Raw genomic sequence first — 22939 nt, forward strand, 5'->3', positions numbered from 1 at the left:
GTCAGCGTCCTGTGGCGGGCGGTTCGGCGTCCGGAGCCGCGCCAGCGCGCCGGGTCCGTTTGGCGGGCGTTGCGGGCGCCGGTGGCGGCGCGGCCGGCGGGGAAAACAGCCCGCCCGTGAGCATGGCGGTGGCGTGCGCGGCGATGGTCTCGTGGCCGATGGCGCGGGCCTGTGGATCGTCCTGCCAGATGCGGCGCCACAGGCTGGACGTGGCCAGCGGCAGCAGGGTCAGGCCCAGGATCGACAGGAACACCAGCCGCGGCTCCACGTCCGGGGTGATGGCGCCGGCGCGCTGGCTGTCGGCGATCAGGCCGGCGAACACCTGCAGGCGTTGCGCCGGCAGGTGGCGCAGCACGCGCTCGCGCAACTGGCCGCCTTCGTTGACGACCTCGTGCATCCACAAGGACGGCAGCCAGGGCCGGTCAGTGCCGCAGCGCACGATGCGCGAGACGATTTCGGCGATGACGGCGCGCGTCGCCTCGGCCGACCCCTGCAGCCGCCGCGGCGTCTGCGGCACCGGGCTCCAGACGTAGCCGATGACGGGCACCACGCGTTCCAGCACCACGGCGTCCAGCAACTGGTCGCGGCTCTTGAAGTAGTAGTGCAGCATGGCCGAGGTGAACCCGGCGCGTTCGGCGATGTGGGCCAGGCGGGTGGCGGCCACGCCCTGCTTGGCGAACAGGTCGGTGGCAATGTCCAGCAGCTGGTCGCGCACGGCGGCGCTGTCGGGGCGGGCGGGGCGGCCGGGACGGCGCGCGGGGGAAGGCTTGGCAGGCATGGTCGGATTCTAATTAAATACTTAATTAATTAAAAGCGGAGTGGGTTGCAGGGTCGGCGGGCAGGCGACCGGACAGGGGTGGTGTAATGGCCAGATCGGAACAGAAGGAGTCAGCACGCCATGCCGCAATCGTCCTCCCTCAACCGCCGCATCGTCCTGGCCTCGCGGCCACGCGGCGAACCCGCCGACAGCGATTTCCGCCTGGAAACCGGCGCGGTGCCCGAACCCGGCCCGGGCCAGCTGTTGCTGCGCACGGTCTATCTTTCCCTCGATCCCTATATGCGCGGACGCATGAGCGACGCGCCCTCGTACGCCGAGCCGGTGCAGGTCGGCCAGCCCATGGTGGGCGGCACCGTGGCCCGGGTGGTGGCCTCGCGCCACGCCGACTATCCGGTGGGCGAGTGGGTGCTGTCCCAGTCCGGCTGGCAGGACTACGCCGTGTCCGACGGCAGCGGCCTGCTCAAGCTGGGGCCGGCGCCCGAACACCCGTCGTATTCGCTGGGCGTGCTGGGTATGCCGGGCTTCACCGGCTACATGGGCCTGCTGGACATCGGCCAGCCCAAGGCCGGCGAGACCGTGGTGGTGGCCGCCGCCAGCGGCGCGGTGGGTGCGGTGGTGGGCCAGTTGGCCAAGATCCACGGCTGCAAGGCGGTCGGCATCGCCGGCGGCCCCGACAAGTGCCGCTACGTGGTCGAGGAACTGGGCTTTGACGCCTGCATCGACCACAAGGACCCGGCCATGGCCAATCTGCTGGCCAAGGCCGTGCCGCAAGGCATCGACGTGTATTTCGAGAACGTTGGCGGCGCGGCGTTCGACGCGGTGCTGCCGCTGCTCAATCCGCGCGCGCGGGTGCCGGTCTGCGGCCTGATCTCGGCCTACAACGCCACCAGCCTGCCCGAGGGCCCCGATCGCCTGCCGCTGTTGATGCGCACCATCCTGACCAAGCGCATCAAGATGCAGGGCTTCATCATCTTCAACGAATACGCGTCGCGCTTTGGTGAATTCCGCGCGGCCATGCAGGAGCTGCTGCGCGACGGGCGCATCAAGTATCGCGAAGACGTGGTCGATGGCCTGGAAAACGCGCCGCGGGGCCTGATGGGGCTGCTCAAGGGCGAGAATGCCGGCAAGCGCATCGTGCGCGTCGGCCCGGATGAATAGGAACGCAACATGAGGAGCGCAACATGAATATCCTGATCGTGCTGACTTCCCACGACACGCTGGGCGACACCGGCCGCAAGACCGGCTTCTGGCTGGAGGAATTCGCGGCCCCGTACTACGCTTTCCTGGACGCGGGGGCCACGCTGACGCTGGCCTCGCCGCAGGGCGGCCAGCCGCCGCTCGATCCCAAGAGCGACGACCCGGACGCCCAGACCGACGACACGCGCCGCTTCCGCCAGGACGCCGAGGCGCAGCGCCGCCTGGCGAACACGCGCCGCCTGGCCGAGGTGCAGGCGGCCGACTACGACGCCGTGTTCTATCCCGGCGGCCACGGTCCGCTGTGGGACCTGGCCGAAGACGCCCGGTCCGTGTCGCTGATCGAAACCATGCTCGCGGCCGGCAAGCCGGTGGCGGCGGTGTGCCACGCGCCGGGCGTGTTGCGCCATGCCAAGACCGCCGATGGCAAGCCGTTGGTGCAGGGCCGCCAGGTCACGGGTTTTTCCAACACGGAAGAGGCGGCGGTGCAATTGACCGCCGTGGTGCCTTTCCTGGTCGAGGATGAACTGGCGATGTTGGGCGGTCTGTACAGCAAGGGGGCGGATTGGCAGCCGCACATCGTCTCGGATGGGCTGCTCATCACCGGGCAGAATCCGGCTCCGTCGGTCGGCGTCGCGCAGGCGCTGCTGGAACGCCTGAAGGCCTGAGCCCAAGGCGCGGGGCGACGGTGGGGGTGACTCCGCGGATGAATCCGCGGGTCGATACGTGGGCAGGGCCCGCAGCGCCGGAACGGTACGTGCTTGTGTCAGAATCGATACTTTCTGACACAGACGCGCGGTTCCGCTGCAACCGCGCGCGCCAAGACCGATGCCTCCAGATGTACCCCCCAGCGCGGCTGCCACGCGTGCCGCAGGCTCCTGCGAAGCCGCGCTGTTTGCCGCGATGCAGGCCCGAGACGCCGCCACAGGCCGCCATTGCCACCGCGTCGTCGCCCTGAGCGTGGCGCTGGCCCGCGCCTGCGACCTGAACCAAGATGAACAAGACATGGTGGCCGTGGCCGCGCGGCTGCACGACGTCGGCAAGATCGGCACGCCGGACCGCGTGCTGTTCTCGCCCCGGCGGCTCGAAAAGGAAGATTGGGAAATCATGAAGGCCCATGCGGCCGTGGGGGCCGACATCATCCTGCATAGCGACATGCCGCAACGCGAGCGGATCGCGCAGGCGGTGCGCCACCACCACGAACACTTCGATGGGTCGGGCTATCCCGACGGACTGGCCGGGCACGCCATCCCGCTGTCCGCGCGCATCATTTCGCTGGCCGACTCCTACGATGCGCTCGGCGACGCGCGGCCCTACCATCCCGCGCGCACCCACGCCGAGATCATGCGCATCCTCAACCTGGAGGCCGGAGCCAAGTGCGATCCCGACCTGCTGCGCGTGTTCGAAAACATGATCCAGCACAGCCCGCTGCGCGTGCCGTAGCGCGTCATTTCAGCCGATAGTGCGCCGCCACGCCGGCCAGTTCCTGCAGCGTGCGCTGCTGCCAGGCGGCGTCGTGGCCCAGTTCCTCGGCCAGGATGCGCGCCACTTCGGGCGCGGCCAGCATGGCCGCCTCGGCGTCCAGGAACAGCGCGCGGTTGCGGCGCGCCAGCACGTCCTCGGCGCTGCGCGCCAGTTCGAAGCGCGCGGCGAAACGCACATGCGCTTCCGACAGGCCGCTGCTCCTGACCAGCATGCGCTCGGCGCCGGGCAGGGCCTTGAGCGTGGCCAGGTCGCTGCCGTAGTAGCTGTCCGGCGTGCCGGCGTGTTCCTGCGACGGCGCCAGACCGTTGGCGCCATGCAGCGCCAGCGACTCGGTGCGGCAGCTGGCCTGCGTCAGCAACTGGTGCTGGATGGCGGTGTCGACCACGTCCTGCGCCATGCGGCGGTAGGTGGTCCACTTGCCGCCCGTGACCGTCACCAACCCCGCCTGCGACACCAGGATGGTGTGCTCGCGCGACAGCGATTTGGTGGAGGCGTCGCCGGTGGCCTTGACCAGCGGCCGCAGGCCCGCCCAGACGCTGGTGACGTCGTCGCGGGTCGGCTTGCGGCTGAGATAGCGCGCGGCGGTGTTCAGGATGAAGTCGACGTCCTCGGCGCCGGCTTCCGGGTCCAGCGGCAGGTCGTTGCGCGGCGAATCGGTGGTGCCGACGATGGTGTGGCCGTTCCACGGCACTACGAACAGCACGCGGCCGTCGTCGGTCTTGGGGATCAGGATGGCGCGCTTGCCGGGCAGGAAGTCGTGCGGCAGCGTCAGGTGCACGCCCTGGCTGGGCGCCACCATGGTGGGCGCGTTCTTGTCTTCCATGCGGCGCACGCTGTCGACCCAGACGCCGGTGGCGTTGATGACGCAGCGCGCGCGCAAGGTGAAGCTGGCGCCGCCCAGCGCGTCCTCGGCAGTGACGCCGTCGACCTTGCCGCCGGTGGTGGTCAGGCCGGTGGCGCGCACGTAGTTGACCGCCGTGCCGCCCAGGTCGAACAGGGTGCGCATCAGGCTCAGCGCCAGGCGCGCGTCGTCGAACTGGCCGTCGTAGTACAGCACGCCGCCCTTCAGGCCGCGGCCGTTGACGTTTTCGGCCAGCGTCGGCGCGTTGGCCAGCGTCTCGCGGCGCGACAGCCAGCGGCTGGGCGACAGGTTGAGCTTGCCGGCCAGCATGTCGTACATCTTCAGGCCCACGCCGTAGAACGGCTGGTCCAGCAGGTTGTAGGCCGGCACCACGAAGCCCAGCGGCCACACCAGGTGTGGCGCGTTGCGGTTGAGCAGGCCGCGTTCGTGCAGTGCCTCGCGCACCAGGCTGATGTTGCCTTGCGCCAGGTAGCGCACGCCGCCGTGCACCAGCTTGGTGGCCTTGCTGGAGGTGCCCTTGGCGAAGTCGGCGGCCTCGATCAGCAGCGTGCGGTAGCCGCGGCTGGCGGCGTCGACGGCGGTGCCCAGGCCGGTCGCGCCGCCGCCGATGACGATCACGTCCCAGGCAGGCGTGTTGTCCAGTTGCGCCAGCAGGCGGTTGCGGTCGGGCGGGGTGACGGTGGCGAGCGGTTGGTTCATATGCTTGGGCGGCGGGGCCGCTAGGGTTCGGTGCGTTGTTCGTTTCTGTTGGTGCCGGCCGGGCGCGGCGCCAGCGCCGTGCCGCCGGGCCGGGTCAAGCCGGTCAGGCGGGTACCTTGGCCGCGTTCGGCGCGGCGGCCACCTCGCAGCGCACGCCGGCGTCCAGCAGCACTTGCGCCAGCGGTTCCTGCGGATGCGCGTCGGTGAAAAAGCGGTCGATCTGCGAGATGTGCGCCAGTTCCACCATGGCCTGGCGCTTGAATTTGCTGCTGTCGGCGGCCAGCCACACTTCGCGCGACTGTTCGATGATGGTGCGGGCCACGCGCACTTCGCGGAAGTCGTAGTCGCGCAGGGTGCCGTCGGCCTCGATGCCGGAAATGCCGATCAGGCCGATGTCGACCTTGAACTGGCGGATGAAATCCATGGTGGCCTCGCCGACGATGCCGCGGTCGCGCGAGCGCACCACGCCGCCGGCGACGATGACCTCGCAATCCGGGTTGTCGGAAAGAATGTCGGCCACGTGCAGGTTGTTGGTGATGACGCGCAGGCCGCGATGGCGCAGCAGGGCGCGGGCGATGGCCTCGGTGGTGGTGCCGATGTTCAGGATCAGCGAGCAGCCGTCGGGCACGGCGCGCGCCACGGCCTCGGCGATGCGTTGTTTGCCGGCCGCGTGCAGTCCCTGGCGCTTGCGGTAGGCGATGTTCTCGATGGTCGAGGCCTCGATGCGCACGCCGCCATGGAAGCGCGACAGCAGGCCGGCTTCGGACAGGATGTTGACGTCGCGCCGCACGGTCTGCAGCGTGACGTCGAAACGTTTGGCCAGTTCCTCGATGGTGGCCGAGCCCTGGGCCCGCACCATTTCGATCAAGGCGCTTTGTCGGGGATTGAGTGTCATGTTCGCATAGTGAGTGTCACGTTCGCATCATAAAACAACAAAAGCGAAAAATAATGACGCACTGCAAGATTGTTTTTTGTTCGCTTCTTCGGTAAAACGCACAAAAAACGAAAGCGATCTGAAAGAAGACCCCTGACCGGCGCGTTCCCGCGCGCCGCGAGGGCCGCTGTACCGATGTACCGAAGTCCGGTCTGAAAACCGGGGACGTATTAGAGGTAGAGGAGACCAGATGCAGCTGACCCTGGACAGGATAGGTTTGCGAGCCGGCTCGCAGACGCACCTGTATCCGATGAGCCTGGCCCCGGTGCCGGGCGCCATGACCGTATTGCTGGGGGTGACCCTGGCAGGCAAGACATCGCTGATGCGCATCATGGCCGGGCTCGACCGGCCCACCGAAGGCCGGGTGCTGGTGGACGGCGCCGACGTGACCGGCGTGCCGGTGCGCCAGCGCAACGTCGCCATGGTGTACCAGCAATTCATCAACTATCCGTCCATGACGGTGTTCGACAACATTGCCTCGCCGCTCAAGCTGCGCGGCGCCAGTGGCATCGCCGACAAGGTGCGCGCCATGGCCGCGCGCCTGCACATCGACCACCTGCTGGAACGCCTGCCCGCCGAACTGTCCGGCGGCCAGCAGCAGCGGGTGGCCCTGGCGCGCGCGCTGGTCAAGGACGCGCCGCTGATCCTGCTGGACGAGCCGCTGGTCAACCTGGACTACAAGCTGCGCGAGGAGTTGCGCGACGAGCTGTCGGCGCTGTTCGCCGAAGGCCGCTCGACCGTGGTCTACGCCACCACCGAACCCGGCGAAGCGCTGCTGCTGGGCGGCCACACCGCGGTGCTGGACGCCGGCGAACTGCTGCAATACGGCCCGACCGCCGAGGTCTTCCACCGGCCCAATTCGATCCGCGTGGCGCGCGCGTTCAGCGACCCGCCCATGAACCTGTTCAGCGCCCGGCGCGGGGCCAGCGGCTTCACGTTGCAGGGCGGCGTCACGGTCTCGCGGCAACTGCCCCCGGGCGACGGCGCCGGGCTCACCGCCGGCCTGCGCGCCGGGGCGCTGGACATCGCGCCGCGCCCCGGCCACATCGGCCTGGACGGCGTGGTCAAGCTGGCCGAAATCTCCGGGTCCGACACTTTCGTGCACGCCGAGACGGCGGCCGGCGACGTGGTCGCGCAATTGCCGGGCGTGCACCGCTACACGCTGGAGCAGCGCCTGACGCTGTACTTCGATCCGGCCCAGACCTACGCCTTCGGCGGCGACGGCGCCTTGCTGGCCGCGCCCGCGCGGCCTCACGCCAGCGGGGGGATCGCCTGATGGCGCAAATCGAGCTGGACCTGTCGCATTCCTACGTCGCCCATCCGCAGGCCGACGAGGACTACGCGCTGCTGCCGCTGCAGTTCACCTTCCGCGACGGCGGCGCCTACGCCTTGCTGGGGCCCTCGGGCTGCGGCAAGACCACCTTGCTCAATTGCGTTTCGGGCCTGTTGCGGCCTTCGCATGGGCGCATCCTGTTCGACGGCCGGGACGTCACCAAAAAGACGCCGCAGGCGCGCAACATCGCCCAGGTGTTCCAGTTCCCGGTGGTGTACGACACCATGACCGTGGCCGAGAACCTGGCGTTTCCGCTGCGCAACCGCGGCGTGCCGCCCAAGCAGATCCGCGAGCGCGTCGGCCGCATCGCCGAGATGCTGGAGATGTCGCAGGTGCTGGACCGCCGCGCCAGCGGCCTGACGGCCGACGCCAAGCAGAAGATCTCGCTGGGGCGCGGCCTGGTGCGCAACGACGTGTCGGCGGTGCTGTTCGACGAACCGCTGACCGTGATCGACCCGCAACTGAAGTGGGAATTGCGCCGCAAGCTCAAGGAAATCCACCACGAGTTCAAGCTGACGCTGATCTACGTCACGCACGACCAGACCGAGGCGCTGACCTTCGCCGACCAGGTGATGGTGATGGCGCGCGGCCGCGCGGTGCAGGTGGGCAGCGCCGACGACCTGTTCGAGCGGCCGGCGCACACCTTCGTCGGCCATTTCATCGGCTCGCCCGGCATGAACTTCCTGCCGGCGCAATGGCGCGACGGCGGCCTGATGGTGGGGCAGCGCCGCGTCGACGGCGTGCCGGATGCGATGGCGGCCAGGCTGGCCGACGCCGGCCCGGTCAAGCTGGGCGTGCGGCCGGAATACCTGCGCCTGGCCGATGCCGGGGCGCCCGGCGCCATCCCGGCCACGGTCCAACGGGTGCAGGACGTGGGCACCTATACCTTGCTGCTGGCCGACTTCGAGGGCACGCCGCTGCGCGCCCGGCTGGGCACCGACGCCGCCGCGATCGCGCCCGGCGCCACGGTGTGGCTGTCGGTACTCAATACGCACACCTGCTTCTACCGCGACGAGGAGCTGATCCGATGAAACCGATCGATCACCGGGCCTGGTTCCTGGTGCTGCCCGTGGTGCTGTGCGTGGCGTTCTCGGCCATCCTGCCGCTGATGACCATCGTCAACTACTCGGTGCAGGACATCATTTCGCCCGAGCGCCGCGTGTTCGTCGGCACCGAATGGTTCGCCGCGGTGCTGCAGGACGAGGAACTGCACGGCGCGCTGCTGCGCCAGATCGGCTTCTCGCTGGCGGTGCTGGCCATCGAGATCCCGCTGGGCATCCTGCTGGCGCTGTCGATGCCGGCCAGCGGCTGGCGCGCCTCGGCGGTGCTGGTCATCATCGCGCTGTCGCTGCTGATCCCGTGGAACGTGGTGGGCACCATCTGGCAGGTGTTCGGGCGCACTGACATCGGCCTGCTGGGGGCGACGCTGTCGTGGCTGGGGGTGGACTACAACTACACCGGCAACGACCTGGACGCCTGGGTCACGGTGCTGGTGATGGACGTCTGGCACTGGACGCCGCTGGTGGCGCTGCTGTGCTATGCCGGCCTGCGCGCGATTCCCGACGCTTATTACCAGGCCGCGCGCATCGATGGCGCCTCGCGCCTGGCGGTGTTCCGCTACATCCAGCTGCCCAAGATGCGCGGCGTGCTGATGATCGCGGTGCTGCTGCGCTTCATGGACAGCTTCATGATCTACACCGAGCCGTTCGTGCTGACCGGCGGCGGGCCCGGCAACGCCACCACCTTCCTGTCGCAGTACCTGACGCAGAAGGCCGTGGGCCAGTTCGACCTGGGCCCGGCGGCGGCGTTCTCGATCATCTACTTCCTGATCATCCTGCTGCTCTGCTTCATTCTGTACAACTGGATGCAGCGCGCCGGCACCACCGGCGGTTTCGACGAGGAGCGCGCCAATGCGTGAGCAATCGACCTGGTGGCGCGGCGCCTTCCTGGCGCTGTACCTGGTGTTCGCCATCCTGCCGCTGTACTGGATGCTGAACATGTCGTTCAAGACCAATACCGAGATCGTCAGCACCCTGACGCTGTGGCCGCGCGAGTTCACGCTGGAGCACTACCGCACCATCTTCACCGATCCGGCCTGGTATTCGGGCTACATCAACTCGCTGATCTACGTGGTCATCAACACGGTCATCTCGCTGGCGGTGGCGCTGCCGGCGGCCTACGCGTTCTCGCGCTACCGCTTCATCGGCGACAAGCACGTGTTCTTCTGGCTGCTGACCAACCGCATGACGCCGCCGGCGGTGTTCCTGCTGCCGTTCTTCCAGCTCTACAGCTCGTTCGGGCTGATGGACACGCACCTGGCGGTGGCGCTGGCGCACCTGGTGTTCAACGTGCCGCTGGCGGTGTGGATCCTGGAGGGCTTCATGTCGGGCGTGCCGCGCGAGATCGACGAGACGGCCTACGTGGACGGCTATTCGTTCCCGCGCTTCTTCCTGACGATCTTCCTGCCGCTGATCAAGTCGGGCGTGGGCGTGGCGGCGTTCTTCTGCTTCATGTTCAGCTGGGTCGAGCTGCTGCTGGCGCGCACGCTGACTTCGGTGAACGCCAAGCCCATCGTCGCCACCATGACGCGCACGGTCTCGGCCTCGGGCATGGACTGGGGCGTGCTGGCGGCGGCCGGGGTGCTGACCATCGTGCCCGGCGGCATCGTCATCTGGTTCGTGCGGCACTACATCGCGAAGGGTTTCGCGATGGGTCGGGTCTGACGGGGGAGGGCGCCACATGTTCAGCTGGATGGTATGGACCACCCCCGTCGCCGTGTTCTTCTCCTGCATCGTGCTGATGCTGGTGGGCATGACGGTCTGGGAATTGAAATCGCCCACGGTCGAGCGCAAGGGCTTCCTGCCGCTGCGCACGACCCGCGGCGACCGCCTCTTCATCGGCCTGATGGCGGCGGCCTGGCTCAACCTGGCGTTCCTGGGGTTCGGGCAGAAGGCGGTGGAATGGTTTTCGCTGGATGAGCCGCCATCGGTGTGGATCAGCTTCGTGCTGTCCATGCTGCTGCTGGCCTTCATCATGAGAAAGGGCTGAAGGGGCGTCAGACCCCGCGCGATATCAGCGGTTTGGAAGGACGATCGGCCAATGTCTTCCCTGGCCAGAAGTCCGCAGCACCACAGGGGAAGACCTATCGAGGAGACAGGTCATGAAATTGCGCATGCACGCCATGGCGGCCGCCATCGCCCTGATCGGTACGTCAGGGGCCTGGGCCGGCGAGCCGGAAGCGAAGAAGTGGGTCGATTCGGAATTCCAGCCGTCGACCCTGTCCAAGGATCAGCAGATGGCCGAGATGAAGTGGTTCATCGAGACCGCCGCCAAGCTCAAGGCCAAGGGCGTCAATGAAATCAACGTGGTGTCGGAAACCATCACCACCCACGAGTACGAGTCCAAGGTGCTGGCCAAGGCCTTCACCGAGATCACCGGCATCAAGGTCAACCACGACCTGATCCAGGAAGGCGACGTGGTCGAGAAGCTGCAGACCTCGATGCAGTCGGGCAAGTCGATCTACGACGGCTGGATATCCGACTCCGACCTGATCGGCACCCACTACCGCTACGGCGCCATCCTGCCGCTGTCCGACTACATGGCCGGCGCCGGCAAGGAATGGACCAATCCGGGCCTGGACCTGAAGGACTTCATCGGCACCAAGTTCACCACCGCGCCGGACGGCAAGCTGTACCAGTTGCCCGACCAGCAGTTCGCCAACGTCTACTGGTTCCGCGCCGACTGGTTCGCGCGCCAGGACCTGAAGGACAAGTTCAAGGCCAAGTACGGCTACGAGCTGGGCGTGCCGACCAACTGGTCCGCCTACGAGGACATCGCCGACTTCTTCTCCAACGACGTCAAGGAGATCGACGGCAAGAAGGTCTATGGCCACATGGACTACGGCAAGAAGGATCCGTCGCTGGGCTGGCGCTTCACCGACGCGTGGCTGTCGATGGCCGGCGCCGCCGACAAGGGCCTGCCCAACGGCATGCCGGTGGACGAGTGGGGCATCCGCGTGGCCGACGACAAGTGCACGCCGGTGGGCGCCTCGGTGGCGCGCGGCGGCGCCACCAACAGTCCGGCCGCGGTCTACGCCTTGACCAAGTACGTCGACTGGATGAAGAAGTACGCGCCGCAGCAGGCCATGGGCATGACCTTCTCGGAATCCGGCCCGGTGCCGGCGCAGGGCCAGATCGCGCAGCAGATCTTCTGGTACACGGCCTTCACCGCCGACATGACCAAGAAGGGCCTGCCGGTGGTCAACGAGGACGGCACGCCCAAGTGGCGCATGGCGCCGTCGCCGTACGGTCCGTACTGGAAGGACGGCATGCAGAACGGCTACCAGGACGTGGGCTCGTGGACCTTCTTCAAGTCCACCAACCCCGACAAGATGGCCGCCGCCTGGCTCTACGCCCAGTTCGTCACGGCCAAGTCGGTGTCGCTAAAGAAGTCGATCACCGGCCTGACCTTCATCCGCGACAGCGACATCCACAGCGACTACTTCAGCAAGAACGCGGCCAACTACGGCGGCCTGATCGAGTTCTACCGCAGCCCCGCGCGCGTGGCCTGGACGCCGACCGGCAACAACGTGCCTGATTACCCCAAGCTGGCGCAGCTGTGGTGGAAGAACGTCGCCACCGCCGTCACCGGCGAAAAGACGCCGCAGGCCGCGATGGACAACCTGGCCAACGAAATGGACCAGGTGATGGCGCGGCTGGAGCGGGCCGGCATGGCGCAATGCGCGCCCAAGCTGAACGCCAAGGGCGATCCGAACAAGTGGCTGTCGGACCAGCACGCGCCGTGGAAGAAGCTGGCCAATGAAAAGCCCAAGGGCGAGACGGTGGCGTACGAGAAGCTGCTGGAAGCCTGGAAGGAAGGGAAGGTGCGGTAAGCACCGCGCGATATCTTCGCCATCTCGAAGCGCCACGGTTTCCGTGGCGCTTTTTCATTGCAAAAACGTAATCCCCTTATCCGCTTTCTGTCCGCATCGCCTTCCTAGAATGAATCCCGTGCAGTACCCCCCACGATTCATAGGAGTGAAGCATGCAGATTCTTCGTAAAACCGCACTGGTCCTGGCCCTGGCCCTGGCGGCCGGCGTTTCGGGCACGGCGCTGGCGCAGCAGGCGCCGTCCACGGCCCTGACCAGCCCCTATGGCGCGCCGCTCACGCGCGCCGAAGTGCTGGCCGACCTGGCGCTGTGGAAGCGCGCCGGCGTGGACCGATTCTGGCGCGGCGAGGCCACGCCGGACATCTACAGCCCGGAGTACAAGGCGGCGTTTTCCGAATATGTGCGCCTGCGCTCCGGTCCTGATTACCAGGCCGAAGTGCAGCGCCAGACCGCGGCGCGCCGATAGCCGCGCCCGCGACGCAGGGGCCTGGCGCAATGGCTCACGTCCTGCTGACGTGTATCCCCGAGTCCGGCGACAGGCTGCAATTCGCGGACCTGGAGCTGGACCTGTTGCGTTTTCGCGCCTACCGCGATGGCCAGCCGCTGCTGTTGACGCCGAAGGAGTTCGGGCTGCTGGCCCTGTTGATGGGCAGCCCGGGCGCGGTGTTCACCAGTTGGCAGCTGGCGGAATCGGTCTGGAAGGCCAAGCCGCCGGCCGTCGGCGCGCGGCACGTCAAGTGCCAGGCGGTCGCGATCGCCATGCGACGCCTGCGCCGGAAAGTGGACGGCGGCAGCCGTCCTAGGTTGCTGCATGTGATCCGCGGCGGCAGTTTCATGCTGGCCGCGGGGCCGCTGTGAGGCCGTCGCGCCAATAGCGGTGTAGGCCCTTGATGTCGCCCGAGCACAGCAACGGCATGGCGCCGGCCAGCCTGTCTTCGGGCCAGTCCCACCACTGCATTTCCAGCAGCAGGGCGATGTCGTCGTCGGCAAAGCGTTTCTTGATCGGCTTGGCGGGGTTGCCGCCCACGATCGCGTAGGGCTCCACGTCCTTGGTGACGAGGGCGCGGCTGCCGATCACGGCGCCGTGCCCGATGGTGATGCCGGGCATGATCATGGCTTCGGAACCGATCCAGACGTCGTTGCCGATGACGGTGTCGCCGGCTTTCTGGAATGCGTCGCGCGATTGCGCGAACGCCGGCACTTCGCTCATGTAGAAGAACGGGAACGATGACGCCCAGTCGTACCGATGGCCCTGGTTGCCCGCCATGATGAAGGCGGCGCCCGAGCCGATGGAGCAGAAGCTGCCGATGATCAGCTGGTCGACGTCGTCGCGGTCCGGCATGAGATAGCGCGCGCAGTCATCGAACGAGTGGCCGTGGTAGTAGCCGGAATAGTAGCTGTAGCGGCCGACCTTGATGTTCCTGTTGGTGACGTCGTCGGAGAGCAGCTTGCCCTTGAAGGGGCTTTCGAAGTGATTGGTCATGATGAGGGCCTCGGTGGCCGGCCCCGGCCCGCGCGGTGTCGCGGTGGCTGGCGGAGCGGCTCGCAGCCGCCGATGATCGCACAATCGCGGGCCGGCGCGCGCATCGCCGCGCGGTCCCTCAGGCTGGCAGCGCACAGCGCTCCAGGCAGTCCGCCTGCCAGGCGTGTTCGATGTCGAACGACGCCGGATCCGATACCGCGCCATGGCCTCCCTGACCGTAGACGGCGGCGTAGGCCGCGTATTCGGCCGCGCGCAGCGCCTTGCCGGCCAGCGCACTGGCCACGGCGTAGGTGGCGGACACGGCGGCATGGCCACAGCCGTCGATGGCGGTCGAACCCGGATGATGGTTGGCCAGCCGCGACGCCGTGGAGGCGGCCTGCGCCAGTTGTTGGGGGCCGCAAGCGCCCTCGAGATAGCGGCCCAGGATGGCCAGGCATTCCATCGCCTGGGGGTCTTCGAGCAGATGCTCGACGCGCCGGGCACAGGCGTGGCCGAAGGCCAGGCGCAGGGTTTCGTTGCGGGGCGCGTCCAGGTCGAGCTGCCGCGCCAGGCGTTCCAGTGCGATGTTCATGATCGGGCTCCTTGCTTTTGAGCGGATCGGCGTGGTGGCGGGAAGCGGCGTCCCCTCGCGCATGATCGCCAGGCCATTTTCCGTCAGCGCCGGCAACGCTGTGAAGTGCAATTAATTGCTGGGTTGATGCAAAAAAACCATGAAAGCACCGGCCTCGGCCGTGCCCGCCGAGGCTTGCGGTATGCTGGGCGCTTTCCAGCATCGGCCGCCCGCGTTGCGGCCCGTCAACGCGCATGTCCAGACGCACGAACACGGTGGCCGCAACGGTCGAAGGCCGCATCGACGCGATGCGGGTCGCGGTGCCTTTCGTCCGCGGCCAGGTGTGGTTACGGGTGAACGGCGTGGCGGTCAACGGCACCTTCGACGATCCGGCCGATATCCGCACGCTGCGGGGGTTGCAGCAACAGGCCACGCCGGTGCGCGTCGGCGTGCTCGAAGGCGGAGCGCCGGGATTGCGCCATTTTTCCTGGTTGAACGCGGGGCAGGGCCGAGGCATCCCGCCGCGCTATTACGTCGACCAGCGCCGCCGGGGATGGCGCGGCATCGGCATCAGCCTGGCCGTGGCCGCAGTGGCCGGGGCCGGCGCCAGCCTGCTGGACTTGTCGTCGTTCGCGCAGGTGCTGCTGCTCGTGCTGGCGCTGACGGTGGCGCTGGTTGCCGTGCTGCTGGCGGGCTTCTCGCTGTACGGCCTGTGGGACAACCGTCGGCATCGGGCGGCGATCCTGCGCAGCGAAGCGCTCTACCGCGACTTGCTGCAGACCCCCGTGCCGCGCGTCGCGCCGCCGGCGCAAGCGTCCGTCCCGCACCCGCAAGGCGAGGGCGAGACGCTGATCACCGACGCGGCGCCCGAGATCCTGCTGGTACGCGGCGTCCTGGCATCGCTGACGCATGAGGCCAGGCCGTCGATCCGCACGGCGCCCAGCTATGGCGTCTATCGCTTCCAGGTCGGCGCGCGCCGCTTCATCATGTACGTGGCCGAGAATTTCGGCGACGTGCTGCCGTTCCTGGCCGAAGGCGATCAGGTGGAGGTGGCCGCCTATGCCGGCCAGATCGCCGGCGCCGGGCCCGAGCAACTGGTCTACGGCCTGCGCAATCGGGAAGACGGCCGCGTCTATGTCTGTCACCACTATTTCCGCGCCGCTTTCACCGACATCGCGCCCGTGGGCGTGGGCCTGAGGCAGCGCGTGCCGATGCTGTCTTTGCTGGCGATCCTGCTCCTGGTGTGCTGGCTGGTGGTGGTAGCGGTGCTGGCTTCCTCCGACTCGCCGTCGGGCCGCGAGGCGGCGCCCGAACTGGCCGCGGTGACGTTCGTTTTCCTGCTGCTGGCATGGCTGTGCATCGCGTTGCCGCTGCTGTTCCTGGACACGCGCTGGCGCATGGGCCGGCCGACGCGGCGCCAGCGCATCCTGGAACGCATCTATCGCGCGCTGGGACTGGGCACGCCGTTCGCGCCCACGACCGTGATCGAGGAGGTCTAGCATGCCGCGAGCGCGCGCGTCTTGTGCGGCCACCGCTGTCGGGGAACCATTGCTGGACCCCGTGCTGCTGCGCCGCCTGCTGCGCGCCAGGGACCGCATTGACGCCGCCTCGCACGAGGCCTGGCCGGTGGAGCGCCTGGCCGAGGTCAGCGGCGTTTCCGTTGCCTATTTCGCCCGCTGCTTCAAGCGCGCCTTCGGCCTGCCGCCGCATCGCTACCTGCTGACGCGGCGCGTCGAGCACGCCATCGCCCTGTTGCGCGACACCGACCTGCCGATCACCGAGATCGCCTACGCCACCGGTTGGCAAAGCCTGGGCACCTTCGGCCGTATCTTTCGCGACATCACGGGATTTAACCCCGGCGCCATGCGCGCGCGGGTCCGAGCCGGCCGGGAGGGGCTGGGCCTCGTGCCGGCCTGCGTGGTCAAGGCCGCGCTGCGCCCCGATCTGAACATCGCAGTTTTGGAGAAGCGCCGCCGCCAGGCGAAGGATAAAGTGCGGTGATCGGCCCGCGTCGGGTCGCCCATCACCCGATCAACGTATCCAGGGGAGCAACCATGAGTGCAGGAATCAATGTCGTCGGCATCTACGTGGACGACCAGGACGAGGCGCTGCGGTTCTATGTCGACAAGCTCGGCTTTCGTGTTCATACGGACGTGGGCAACGGCCCGTATCGCTGGCTGACCGTGCAGCATCCGGACCAGCCGTCGTTCCAGCTGGGCCTGTTCCGGCCCGGCCCGCCGGTCCATGACGAGGCCACGGCGCAGGCGCTGCGCGCCATGGTCGCCAAGGGCGCGATGCCGCCGCTGGTGCTGGCGGTGGCCGATTGCCGCGCCAGCCATGCCCGGCTGAAGGCGCTGGGCGTGGAGTTCACCCAGGAGCCGGTCGAGCGCTATGGCAGCATCGACGCGGGGTTTCGCGATCCGGCGGGCAATGGCTGGAAGATGATCCAGGGGCCCGCCGCCTGAGGCGCGTCGCTGCTGCGCGGGTCGCTGTTCCCCAAGCGGGTGTTTTTGCCTTGGAGCGGCCCGGCGAAAAAAACGCGCGTTCCCGGACGGACCCGGAAACGCGCGGCGATAAACCACCCATCCCTTCGCGGAGGCGGGCGTCATCAACGGGAACTTGAAGGCGGGAGCGATCCCGCGGCGATCAGAAGCGGTGGCGTATGCCCATGTTGACCTCGGTCGCCTTGGCGTTGTCCAGGAACGCCCAGTTGGTGGTGTAGGAGGCCGCGGCATACAGGTCCGTGCGCTTGGACAGGTTGTAGTTGTAGCCCAGGCTGTAGGTGTTGCTGGTCGAGTCGCCGCCGGTGAGCTGCTTGCTGTTGGCGTCGGCGCGCTGCCACGAGGCGAACACGCCGCTCGACTTGCCGATGGGCGCGGCCAGCGCCAGCATGTACGAATTCGACCGGAAGCCCTTGGAGAAGGCGTACGACGGCGTGCCGGTGAAGCCGCCGATGCTGCCGCCGCCGGGCAGGCTCTTGCCGGCGAACCAGCCGTCGGTGAGGCGGTTGTAGGCCAGCGCGACCTTGAAGACTTCGAAGTCGTAGGAACCGCCCACGATGTACGAACGCGGCGTGGCGTCGACCTGGTCCTGGCCCAGCTTGTTGGAGGCGTTGAGCTGGTCGTAGGTGGCAAAGCCCATCAGCGGGCCGTTGTCGTAGCGCACGCCGGCGGTGATGGCGCGGGTGTTGTCGGCGGTGGCAAAGCCCGTTTGCGCGGTGCGGCGATCGTCGGCGTTGAAGGCGTAGCCGGCGGCGGCGCGCAAGCCGCCCAGCGACGGCGTCTCGTACACCACCAGGTTGTCGTAGCGCGGGAAGTAGGCCGAGCTGAAGCCCAGGCCGGCGCCGGTGTTGAGCTGGTTGAAGCCGCCGCCGAACGACGGGCCCAGCATCCCGGAGAAATAGCGCGTGGCGACGTTGTACTGGCGGCCCAGGCGCACCTCGCCCCAGTCGGCGCTGCCCAGGCCGATGGTGGCTTCGCGGCCGAACAGGCGGCCGCTTTGCAGCGAATTGCCGTTGCGGCTGTCGAAACCCGACTCCAGCTGGAACACGGCGTACAGGCCATCGCCCAGGTCTTCCTTGCCGCGCAGGCCCCAGCGCGAGCCGGCCGTGGTGCCGGTGGTCGTGCCGATACGGCTGTTGTCGATGCTGCTGCGGCGGCCGGTGGCCGGGTCGGTGTAGCTGCCGTCGACGTTGGCGTAACCGATGCCCGTGTCGATCAGGCCGTAGAGCGTGACCGACGTCTGCGCGGACGCCGCGCCGGACAGCGCCATGGCGGCCGCGGCGGCGAATTGTTTTTTCATGGATGACTCCGTAGGCTGGGAAACTCGAATGGCGCCGTGCGGTCGAAGGGATGCCTTCCGTTGCAGGGCGATTCGAAGTCTGCGCGGCGTCGATCGACAGTTCGCGAACATTAAAATGACAATATCGATCGCGTTGCCGTCGCGATACTGTCATCTTTTCCTGCCAGGGCCCGTCCCGCACCGCCTGCCTTCGATTCCATGTTCAAGCCTTTCCTGCGCGCCTGTTTCGCCTTGTCATCGCTCGCCACCGGGGCCGCGCACGCGGCCGGATTCCAGCGGCTCAACCTGCCCATGGACGTGAACGGCCCGGCCTTGCAGGGCGGCATCTGGTATCCGTGCGCCGCGCCCGCGCAGGACGTCGCCATCGGCCGCGTCACCCTGGCGGCGACGCCCGACTGCCCGATGACCGACGGGTCCAAGCCGCTCATCGTGATGTCGCACGGATCGGCCGGCTCGTACCTGGGGCATCACGACACCGCCGCGGCGCTGGCGGACGCGGGCTTCGTGGTGGCGGCGATCAACCACGTCGGCGACAACGCGGTGGACCGCTCGCGACAGGGCTATCTGTCGATCTTCTCGACCCGGCCGCGCGAGATCCGGCGGCTGCTCGACTACCTGACCGGCGCGTGGCCGCAACGGGCGCGGCTGGACGGCGCCATCGGCTTCTTCGGGTTCTCGCGCGGCGGCTATACGGGGCTGGTGCTGGCGGGCGCGACGCCCGATTTCAAGCTGGGCCTGAGCCTCTGCGCCGACGAGCCGGCGTTGCCGATGTGCCGCGACATCCGCGACGGCAAGGTGCCGGCGCAGCCTTATGTGAAGGATGCGCGCATCAAGGCGCTGGTCATCGCCGATCCGCTCAACGCCTTCAGCGCCGAGGCGCTCAAGGCGGTATCGATTCCGGTGCAGCTGTGGGCCTCGGCGCGGGGCGGTGACGGCGTCACGCCGGCCAGCGTCGATGCGGTACGACTGGGGCTGGCGGCGCCCGAGTTCCACCCGGTTGCCGGCGCCGGGCATTTCGCCTTCCTGGCGCCGTGCTCCACCGCGCAGGCCGAGGCCGCGCCGGCGATCTGCCGCGATGCGGCGGGTTTCGACCGGGCGGCGTGGCATCGCGATTTCAACGCGGCCGTGGTCGCGTTCTTCAGGAACGCGTTGCGCTGACCGGCGCTGGGCAAGCCGGCCTTCAACCGCTGCTGTCGTGAAGGCCGCTGCCCGCTAGCGCGCCGAGTTCTGGCGATCGGCCTGTTCGGCGGCCCGTCTCCTGGCCGCCGCCTTCGGCCCGTCGCGCAGCGCGACGTAATTGCAGTAACGCGCGAAGTCCTTCCTGGCCAGCGCCAGGTACAGCCCTGTCGCCACCATGGCGGCACTGCACACAAAGCGGTGCAGCCAGATGTCGATCGAATAGGGCATGAGCGAGGTCGTCAGGTACATGACCGGCACACCGAAGCCCAGCAACGATATCATCAGCAGCCACCGCGCCCATTCGCTGCCACGGTACAGCCCGGCCAGCAGCAGTCCGGGCACGATCAGCTTGAGCAGGGGCGAGAGCTGGCCGCGCAGCAGTGGCATGAGGTCATAGCTGAGGGTGACCAGCGTGCCCGCCAGGACGATGTACCAGAACCGCTGACCGGTAGGCGCGTGGCGCCGGGTAGCTTGCCTTCCTTCACCATTGTTCTGCTGCATGGGGTCTCCTTTTGGCAAGGGGCCAGTGTAACGTCGTGCCGGCGGTCGTGCCGGCGGCGTTGCGGGTAGACTGGCGGCTGGGTTTTCACCGGAGCACCGCCTTGGCCACCTCGCTGCGCAGATACACCGAGCTTCCCTACCTGATCGACTACCTGCAGTCGGGCGAACTGGCGCTGCTCAATCCGAAGGCGTGGGACGACCGCAACGATTCCTTCTACATCGAGGAATACGCGCGCGCCAAGCGCCTGCTGGGCATCTATGCGCTGTGCCTGGCCGAGGCCTCCGAGACCTACCACCACTGGCGCGTGTTCTCGCATGGCAGCGGCGGCGTCTGCATCGAATTCGACAAGGAAAAGCTGATCGAGCAGGTGAGGGCGGTGCCCGACCTGCGGGCCGAGGCGGTGCAGTACCGCACCATCAAATCGCTGCGCGAGCAGCCGCCGGCCGAGGTCGACCTGCCGTTCCTCAAGCGCCATGCCTTTCGCGATGAAAAGGAATTCCGCCTGTTCGTCTGCCGCAAGATGCGCGACACGCCGGTGCTGCGCATTCCGGTTTCGCCCGCGACCATCAGGCGCGTCACGCTCAGTCCGTGGCTGCCGGCCACGGTCTGCGATCAGGTCAAGAAGGTGCTGAAATCGATCAAGGGCTGCGAGAAACTGCGCGTGTTCCGTTCGACGCTGGTCGAGAACGAGGACTGGAAGAAATTCGCCAGCGCCGGCCGCAAGGATCCGGCATGACGGATGCCCGCGACACGGCGGACGCCGCGCTCTGTCATCGGTCCCGCGGCACGGTCCGCGCAGGCGCCTACACCGGCCGGCTGGCCTGCGCGCGCCAGCATTTGACGGGGTCTTCGCGCACCAGCGACTGGTGCACGCCCACGCCCGCCATGACGCCCGAGGCGCTGGCCAGCGTGGCGTTGCCCATCTGCAGGCTGGCGTCGCCCGCCGCATAGACGCCGGGCACCGTGGTCTGCTTGAAATCATCGACCCGCAGGTAAGGCCCCAGCAAGCCCTCATCGAAGGCGCAGCCCAGTTGCATCGCCAGCGGACTGGCCATGTGCACGCGGCTGGCGACGAACAGCGCGTTGACCAGCAGGCGGCGGCCATCGGCCAGTTGCACCGCGTCGATCCGGGGCGCCGGACCCAGCAGCAGCGCCACCGGCGTGCGCTCGATGCGCACGCCGCGGGCGGCGAGCAGCGCGGCCTGCTCGGCGTCCGGCTCGAACTCGCCCTGGGTGAAATAGGTGGTCGGCCCCCAATCGGGCAGCAGCGCCGCCTGGTGCGAGGACATGGGGTGGGCGGCCAGCACGCCGAGCGGCTGGTCGGCCACTTCATAGCCATGGCAATAGGGGCAATGCAGCACCGTCTGGCCCCAGCGTTCGCGCAGGCCGGGCAGGTCGGGCAGTTCGTCGCGCATGCCGATGGCCAGGATCAGGCGGGCGCCGCGCAGTTCGCGGCCGTCCTCCATGGTGACGAGGAAGCGGCCCGATTCCCCGGCGGCGCTGGCGGCGGTGCCGTCGATGAAGTCCACCGTGCGGTAGGCGGCCAACTGTGCCCGCCCCATGGCCACGATTCCGGCCGGCGTGTTGCCGTCCTGGCCCAGGAATCCGTGCGAATGCGCCGCAAAGCGGTTGCGTGGCAGGCCGGCATCCACCAGCGCGATGCGGCGGCGGGCGCGGGCCAGCTGCATGGCGGCCGACAGGCCGGCGAAGCTGCCGCCGATGATGATGGCGTCGTAGCAGGGGGGCAGTTTTTCGGGCTTCATGGGCTTCTCGATACTTTAAAAGTTGCATGATATGGCAGGGATGCCTGGTCACGCAACTTATAATGTTTCGAACCATGAACCAGGAGTCTTTCCATGCGCAGCGATAACCGCCTGTCCCGCATGCTGCACGTGCTGCTGCACATGGCGGAGCAGGACGCGCCGCTGACCTCCGAGACCATCGGCAAGATGCTGAGCACCAATCCCGTGGTGGTGCGGCGCATGATGTCGGGCCTGCGCGAACGCGGCTACGTGCAATCGGAAAAGGGCCACGGCGGCGGCTGGGTGCTGACGCGCCCGTTGTCCGAACTGACCTTGCTGGACGTCTACCAGGCGCTGGGCGAGCCGCCGATCTTCGCGCTCGGACTGGACCAGAGCGAACCCAAGTGCCTGGTGGAGCAGGCCGTCAACGCCGGGCTCGAAGGCGCGATGGCCGAGTCGCGCCGGCTGCTGCTGGAACGCTTCGCGGCGATCCGCATGGACCAGCTGGCGCGGGACTTCCAGGAACGGCTCAAGCAGCATCCGCATTGCGGCTGACGGCGGTCGTCAGCGCGCGCACCACATCCACCAGGGCGACCTGGCCCTTGATGATCCGGTCGCGCGGACCTTCGAAGTCGATCCAGCCTTCATTGAAGCCGTCCAGCATCTGAATGCGGGGGATCGGATCGCGCATCCCCTGGGCCGTGAACAGCGCGCCCCAGCGCTCGCGCGGCACGGCGCGGACGGTAACCGGCCGGCCCAGCACCTCGGCAAAGGCCCGGCCGGCATCGAGCGGGCTGACGCGTTGCGGGCCCTCCAGTTCCACCACGCGCAGGCCGGTCCAGTCTTCCCGCAGCAGTTGCGCGCCGACGCGGCCGACGTCGGCCGTGGCCACCATCGGAATGGCGCGCTCCAGCGGTTGCAGGTACGAGTCGATGACGCCATGGTCGCGGGCGCTGGCAACATCCCAGGCCAGGTTCTCCATGAACCAGCCCGGGCGCAGCAGCGTCACCGGCAATGGCAGGCGGCGCAGCGCCTGTTCCATCAGGGTGCGCTGGGTCAGCAGGTTCTGCTGGTCGGACTGGGCGCCGATGGTCGACAGGCACACGACCTTGGCGGGTTGGCCCAGCGCAATGGCGGAGGTGACCGCGTCGATCACGGCGCGGGCCTCGGGGAAGCCGGGCGTCGGATCGAATTCAGGCGGCGGCAGGATGAATGCCCCCTCCGTTCCGGCAAAGGCGCGCGCCAAGGCGTCGGCGTCCGTCATGTCGGCAATGGCCACGTCGCAGCCGCGGGCGATCCAGGCGGCGGCGTTGGCGGGGTTGCGCAGCACGGCGCGCACGGGCAGGCCCGCTTGCAACAAGGCGGCGGCGAGCGCGCCGCCGACCTTGCCGCTGATTCCGGTAATGGCATACATGGGATTCTCTCCAGTTGGGGGGGGGCGGGATGCGGATCGATCACGCCGGAACGCATCGTAGGCGCTGGCGATCATTGAGAGAATGGCAATTCAG

The 22939-nt window shown here is 68.1% G+C and carries 26 protein-coding genes; 17 read left to right on the plus strand and 9 right to left on the minus strand.

What is annotated here, in order from left to right:
• Position 1 precedes the first annotated feature (1 nt).
• Entirely contained in the window at positions 2–778 is a 777-nt protein-coding gene (locus AC6CR5_RS03680; RefSeq protein WP_020927426.1) for a TetR/AcrR family transcriptional regulator, read from the minus strand.
• A 120-nt stretch (positions 779–898) separates the two neighbouring features.
• On the opposite strand from AC6CR5_RS03680, the gene curA reads away from it, so the two are divergent.
• The 3 genes from curA to AC6CR5_RS03695 all read left to right on the plus strand — a co-directional run bounded on the left by curA (position 899) and on the right by AC6CR5_RS03695 (position 3415).
• On the plus strand, positions 899–1936 hold the full coding sequence (gene curA, locus AC6CR5_RS03685; RefSeq protein ID WP_047992711.1) for an NADPH-dependent curcumin/dihydrocurcumin reductase: 1038 nt from the start codon (positions 899–901) through the stop codon (positions 1934–1936).
• Positions 1937–1959: 23 nt separating this feature from the next.
• Positions 1960–2640: a type 1 glutamine amidotransferase domain-containing protein gene (locus AC6CR5_RS03690; RefSeq protein WP_498085265.1), complete on the plus strand. Its 681-nt coding sequence runs from the start codon at positions 1960–1962 to the stop codon at positions 2638–2640.
• 160 nt (positions 2641–2800) lie between these two features.
• Positions 2801–3415: an HD-GYP domain-containing protein gene (locus tag AC6CR5_RS03695; protein ID WP_006385273.1), complete on the plus strand. Its 615-nt coding sequence runs from the start codon at positions 2801–2803 to the stop codon at positions 3413–3415.
• Positions 3416–3419: 4 nt separating this feature from the next.
• Here AC6CR5_RS03695 and AC6CR5_RS03700 read toward each other — a convergent pair whose 3' ends face one another.
• Together AC6CR5_RS03700 and AC6CR5_RS03705 are read right to left on the minus strand one after the other, a co-directional pair.
• On the minus strand, positions 3420–5018 hold the full coding sequence (locus AC6CR5_RS03700) for a glycerol-3-phosphate dehydrogenase/oxidase (RefSeq protein WP_006385274.1): 1599 nt from the start codon (positions 5016–5018) through the stop codon (positions 3420–3422).
• Between the two features lie 103 nt (positions 5019–5121).
• Positions 5122–5913 carry a DeoR/GlpR family DNA-binding transcription regulator gene (locus AC6CR5_RS03705; RefSeq protein WP_006385275.1) on the minus strand — a complete coding sequence of 264 codons (792 nt, stop codon included), beginning with the start codon at positions 5911–5913 and terminating at the stop codon, positions 5122–5124.
• A gap of 229 nt (positions 5914–6142) precedes the next feature.
• Between AC6CR5_RS03705 and AC6CR5_RS03710 the strand changes: the two genes are divergently transcribed.
• The 8 genes from AC6CR5_RS03710 to AC6CR5_RS03745 all read left to right on the plus strand — a co-directional run bounded on the left by AC6CR5_RS03710 (position 6143) and on the right by AC6CR5_RS03745 (position 13032).
• Positions 6143–7228 carry an ABC transporter ATP-binding protein gene (locus AC6CR5_RS03710; RefSeq protein ID WP_020927430.1) on the plus strand — a complete coding sequence of 362 codons (1086 nt, stop codon included), beginning with the start codon at positions 6143–6145 and terminating at the stop codon, positions 7226–7228.
• Positions 7228–8316, plus strand: a complete 1089-nt coding sequence (locus AC6CR5_RS03715; protein ID WP_006385277.1) for an ABC transporter ATP-binding protein — start codon at positions 7228–7230, stop codon at positions 8314–8316. Before AC6CR5_RS03710 ends, AC6CR5_RS03715 begins: the two co-directional genes overlap by 1 nt.
• Positions 8313–9203: a carbohydrate ABC transporter permease gene (locus tag AC6CR5_RS03720; protein ID WP_006385278.1), complete on the plus strand. Its 891-nt coding sequence runs from the start codon at positions 8313–8315 to the stop codon at positions 9201–9203. The genes AC6CR5_RS03715 and AC6CR5_RS03720 overlap by 4 nt, the downstream gene beginning before the upstream one ends.
• Entirely contained in the window at positions 9196–10008 is an 813-nt protein-coding gene (locus AC6CR5_RS03725) for a carbohydrate ABC transporter permease (protein WP_020927431.1), read from the plus strand. The genes AC6CR5_RS03720 and AC6CR5_RS03725 overlap by 8 nt, the downstream gene beginning before the upstream one ends.
• 16 nt (positions 10009–10024) lie before the next feature.
• Complete coding sequence (locus AC6CR5_RS03730; RefSeq protein ID WP_047992707.1) at positions 10025–10333, plus strand: DUF2160 domain-containing protein; 309 nt, start codon at positions 10025–10027, stop codon at positions 10331–10333.
• Positions 10334–10445: 112 nt separating this feature from the next.
• On the plus strand, positions 10446–12176 hold the full coding sequence (locus tag AC6CR5_RS03735) for an ABC transporter substrate-binding protein (protein WP_026383593.1): 1731 nt from the start codon (positions 10446–10448) through the stop codon (positions 12174–12176).
• Between the two features lie 152 nt (positions 12177–12328).
• Positions 12329–12640: a DUF4148 domain-containing protein gene (locus tag AC6CR5_RS03740; protein WP_200221212.1), complete on the plus strand. Its 312-nt coding sequence runs from the start codon at positions 12329–12331 to the stop codon at positions 12638–12640.
• Positions 12641–12669: 29 nt separating this feature from the next.
• A complete protein-coding gene (locus AC6CR5_RS03745; protein WP_006385283.1) occupies positions 12670–13032 on the plus strand; it encodes a winged helix-turn-helix domain-containing protein in 363 nt (120 codons plus the stop codon).
• Here the strand turns inward: AC6CR5_RS03745 and catB are convergent.
• The gene (gene catB / locus AC6CR5_RS03750; RefSeq protein WP_104414261.1) at positions 13007–13657 is read right to left on the minus strand and encodes a type B chloramphenicol O-acetyltransferase; all 651 of its coding nucleotides are present in this window, start codon (positions 13655–13657) and stop codon (positions 13007–13009) included. The two genes, AC6CR5_RS03745 and catB, sit on opposite strands and share 26 nt — an antisense overlap.
• Before the next feature lie 118 nt (positions 13658–13775).
• On the minus strand, positions 13776–14228 hold the full coding sequence (locus AC6CR5_RS03755) for a hypothetical protein (RefSeq protein ID WP_498085266.1): 453 nt from the start codon (positions 14226–14228) through the stop codon (positions 13776–13778).
• 233 nt (positions 14229–14461) lie between these two features.
• On the opposite strand from AC6CR5_RS03755, the gene AC6CR5_RS03760 reads away from it, so the two are divergent.
• Genes AC6CR5_RS03760 through AC6CR5_RS03770 form a run of 3 tightly spaced genes read left to right on the plus strand, consistent with a single transcriptional unit; the run spans position 14462 to position 16672 of the window.
• Entirely contained in the window at positions 14462–15706 is a 1245-nt protein-coding gene (locus AC6CR5_RS03760) for a hypothetical protein (protein ID WP_054472192.1), read from the plus strand.
• A gap of 1 nt (position 15707) precedes the next feature.
• Complete coding sequence (locus tag AC6CR5_RS03765; protein ID WP_054497131.1) at positions 15708–16208, plus strand: helix-turn-helix transcriptional regulator; 501 nt, start codon at positions 15708–15710, stop codon at positions 16206–16208.
• A 53-nt stretch (positions 16209–16261) separates the two neighbouring features.
• Positions 16262–16672 carry a VOC family protein gene (locus AC6CR5_RS03770; RefSeq protein ID WP_026383587.1) on the plus strand — a complete coding sequence of 137 codons (411 nt, stop codon included), beginning with the start codon at positions 16262–16264 and terminating at the stop codon, positions 16670–16672.
• 181 nt (positions 16673–16853) lie between these two features.
• Here the strand turns inward: AC6CR5_RS03770 and AC6CR5_RS03775 are convergent, their stop codons facing one another.
• Positions 16854–18008, minus strand: coding sequence for a porin (locus AC6CR5_RS03775; RefSeq protein WP_498085267.1), 1155 nt, complete (start codon positions 18006–18008; stop codon positions 16854–16856).
• A 198-nt stretch (positions 18009–18206) separates the two neighbouring features.
• Here AC6CR5_RS03775 and AC6CR5_RS03780 point away from each other — a divergent pair, with 198 nt between their 5' ends.
• A complete protein-coding gene (locus AC6CR5_RS03780) occupies positions 18207–19166 on the plus strand; it encodes an alpha/beta hydrolase family protein (protein ID WP_498085268.1) in 960 nt (319 codons plus the stop codon).
• Between the two features lie 54 nt (positions 19167–19220).
• Here the strand turns inward: AC6CR5_RS03780 and AC6CR5_RS03785 are convergent, their stop codons facing one another.
• Positions 19221–19688 carry a hypothetical protein gene (locus AC6CR5_RS03785; protein WP_054444946.1) on the minus strand — a complete coding sequence of 156 codons (468 nt, stop codon included), beginning with the start codon at positions 19686–19688 and terminating at the stop codon, positions 19221–19223.
• A gap of 101 nt (positions 19689–19789) precedes the next feature.
• Between AC6CR5_RS03785 and AC6CR5_RS03790 the strand changes: the two genes are divergently transcribed.
• Complete coding sequence (locus tag AC6CR5_RS03790; RefSeq protein WP_047992703.1) at positions 19790–20425, plus strand: DUF2971 domain-containing protein; 636 nt, start codon at positions 19790–19792, stop codon at positions 20423–20425.
• A 67-nt stretch (positions 20426–20492) separates the two neighbouring features.
• On the opposite strand, the gene AC6CR5_RS03795 is transcribed toward AC6CR5_RS03790, so the two are convergent.
• Positions 20493–21452, minus strand: a complete 960-nt coding sequence (locus AC6CR5_RS03795) for an NAD(P)/FAD-dependent oxidoreductase (protein WP_054444945.1) — start codon at positions 21450–21452, stop codon at positions 20493–20495.
• Between the two features lie 93 nt (positions 21453–21545).
• On the opposite strand from AC6CR5_RS03795, the gene AC6CR5_RS03800 reads away from it, so the two are divergent.
• Positions 21546–21986, plus strand: a complete 441-nt coding sequence (locus tag AC6CR5_RS03800; protein ID WP_026383581.1) for an Rrf2 family transcriptional regulator — start codon at positions 21546–21548, stop codon at positions 21984–21986.
• Here the strand turns inward: AC6CR5_RS03800 and AC6CR5_RS03805 are convergent.
• On the minus strand, positions 21961–22845 hold the full coding sequence (locus AC6CR5_RS03805) for an NmrA family NAD(P)-binding protein (protein ID WP_047992701.1): 885 nt from the start codon (positions 22843–22845) through the stop codon (positions 21961–21963). The two genes, AC6CR5_RS03800 and AC6CR5_RS03805, sit on opposite strands and share 26 nt — an antisense overlap.
• Between the last annotated feature and the right edge of the window lie 94 nt (positions 22846–22939).

It is taken from the genome of Achromobacter sp. EG18, from assembly GCF_059759395.1.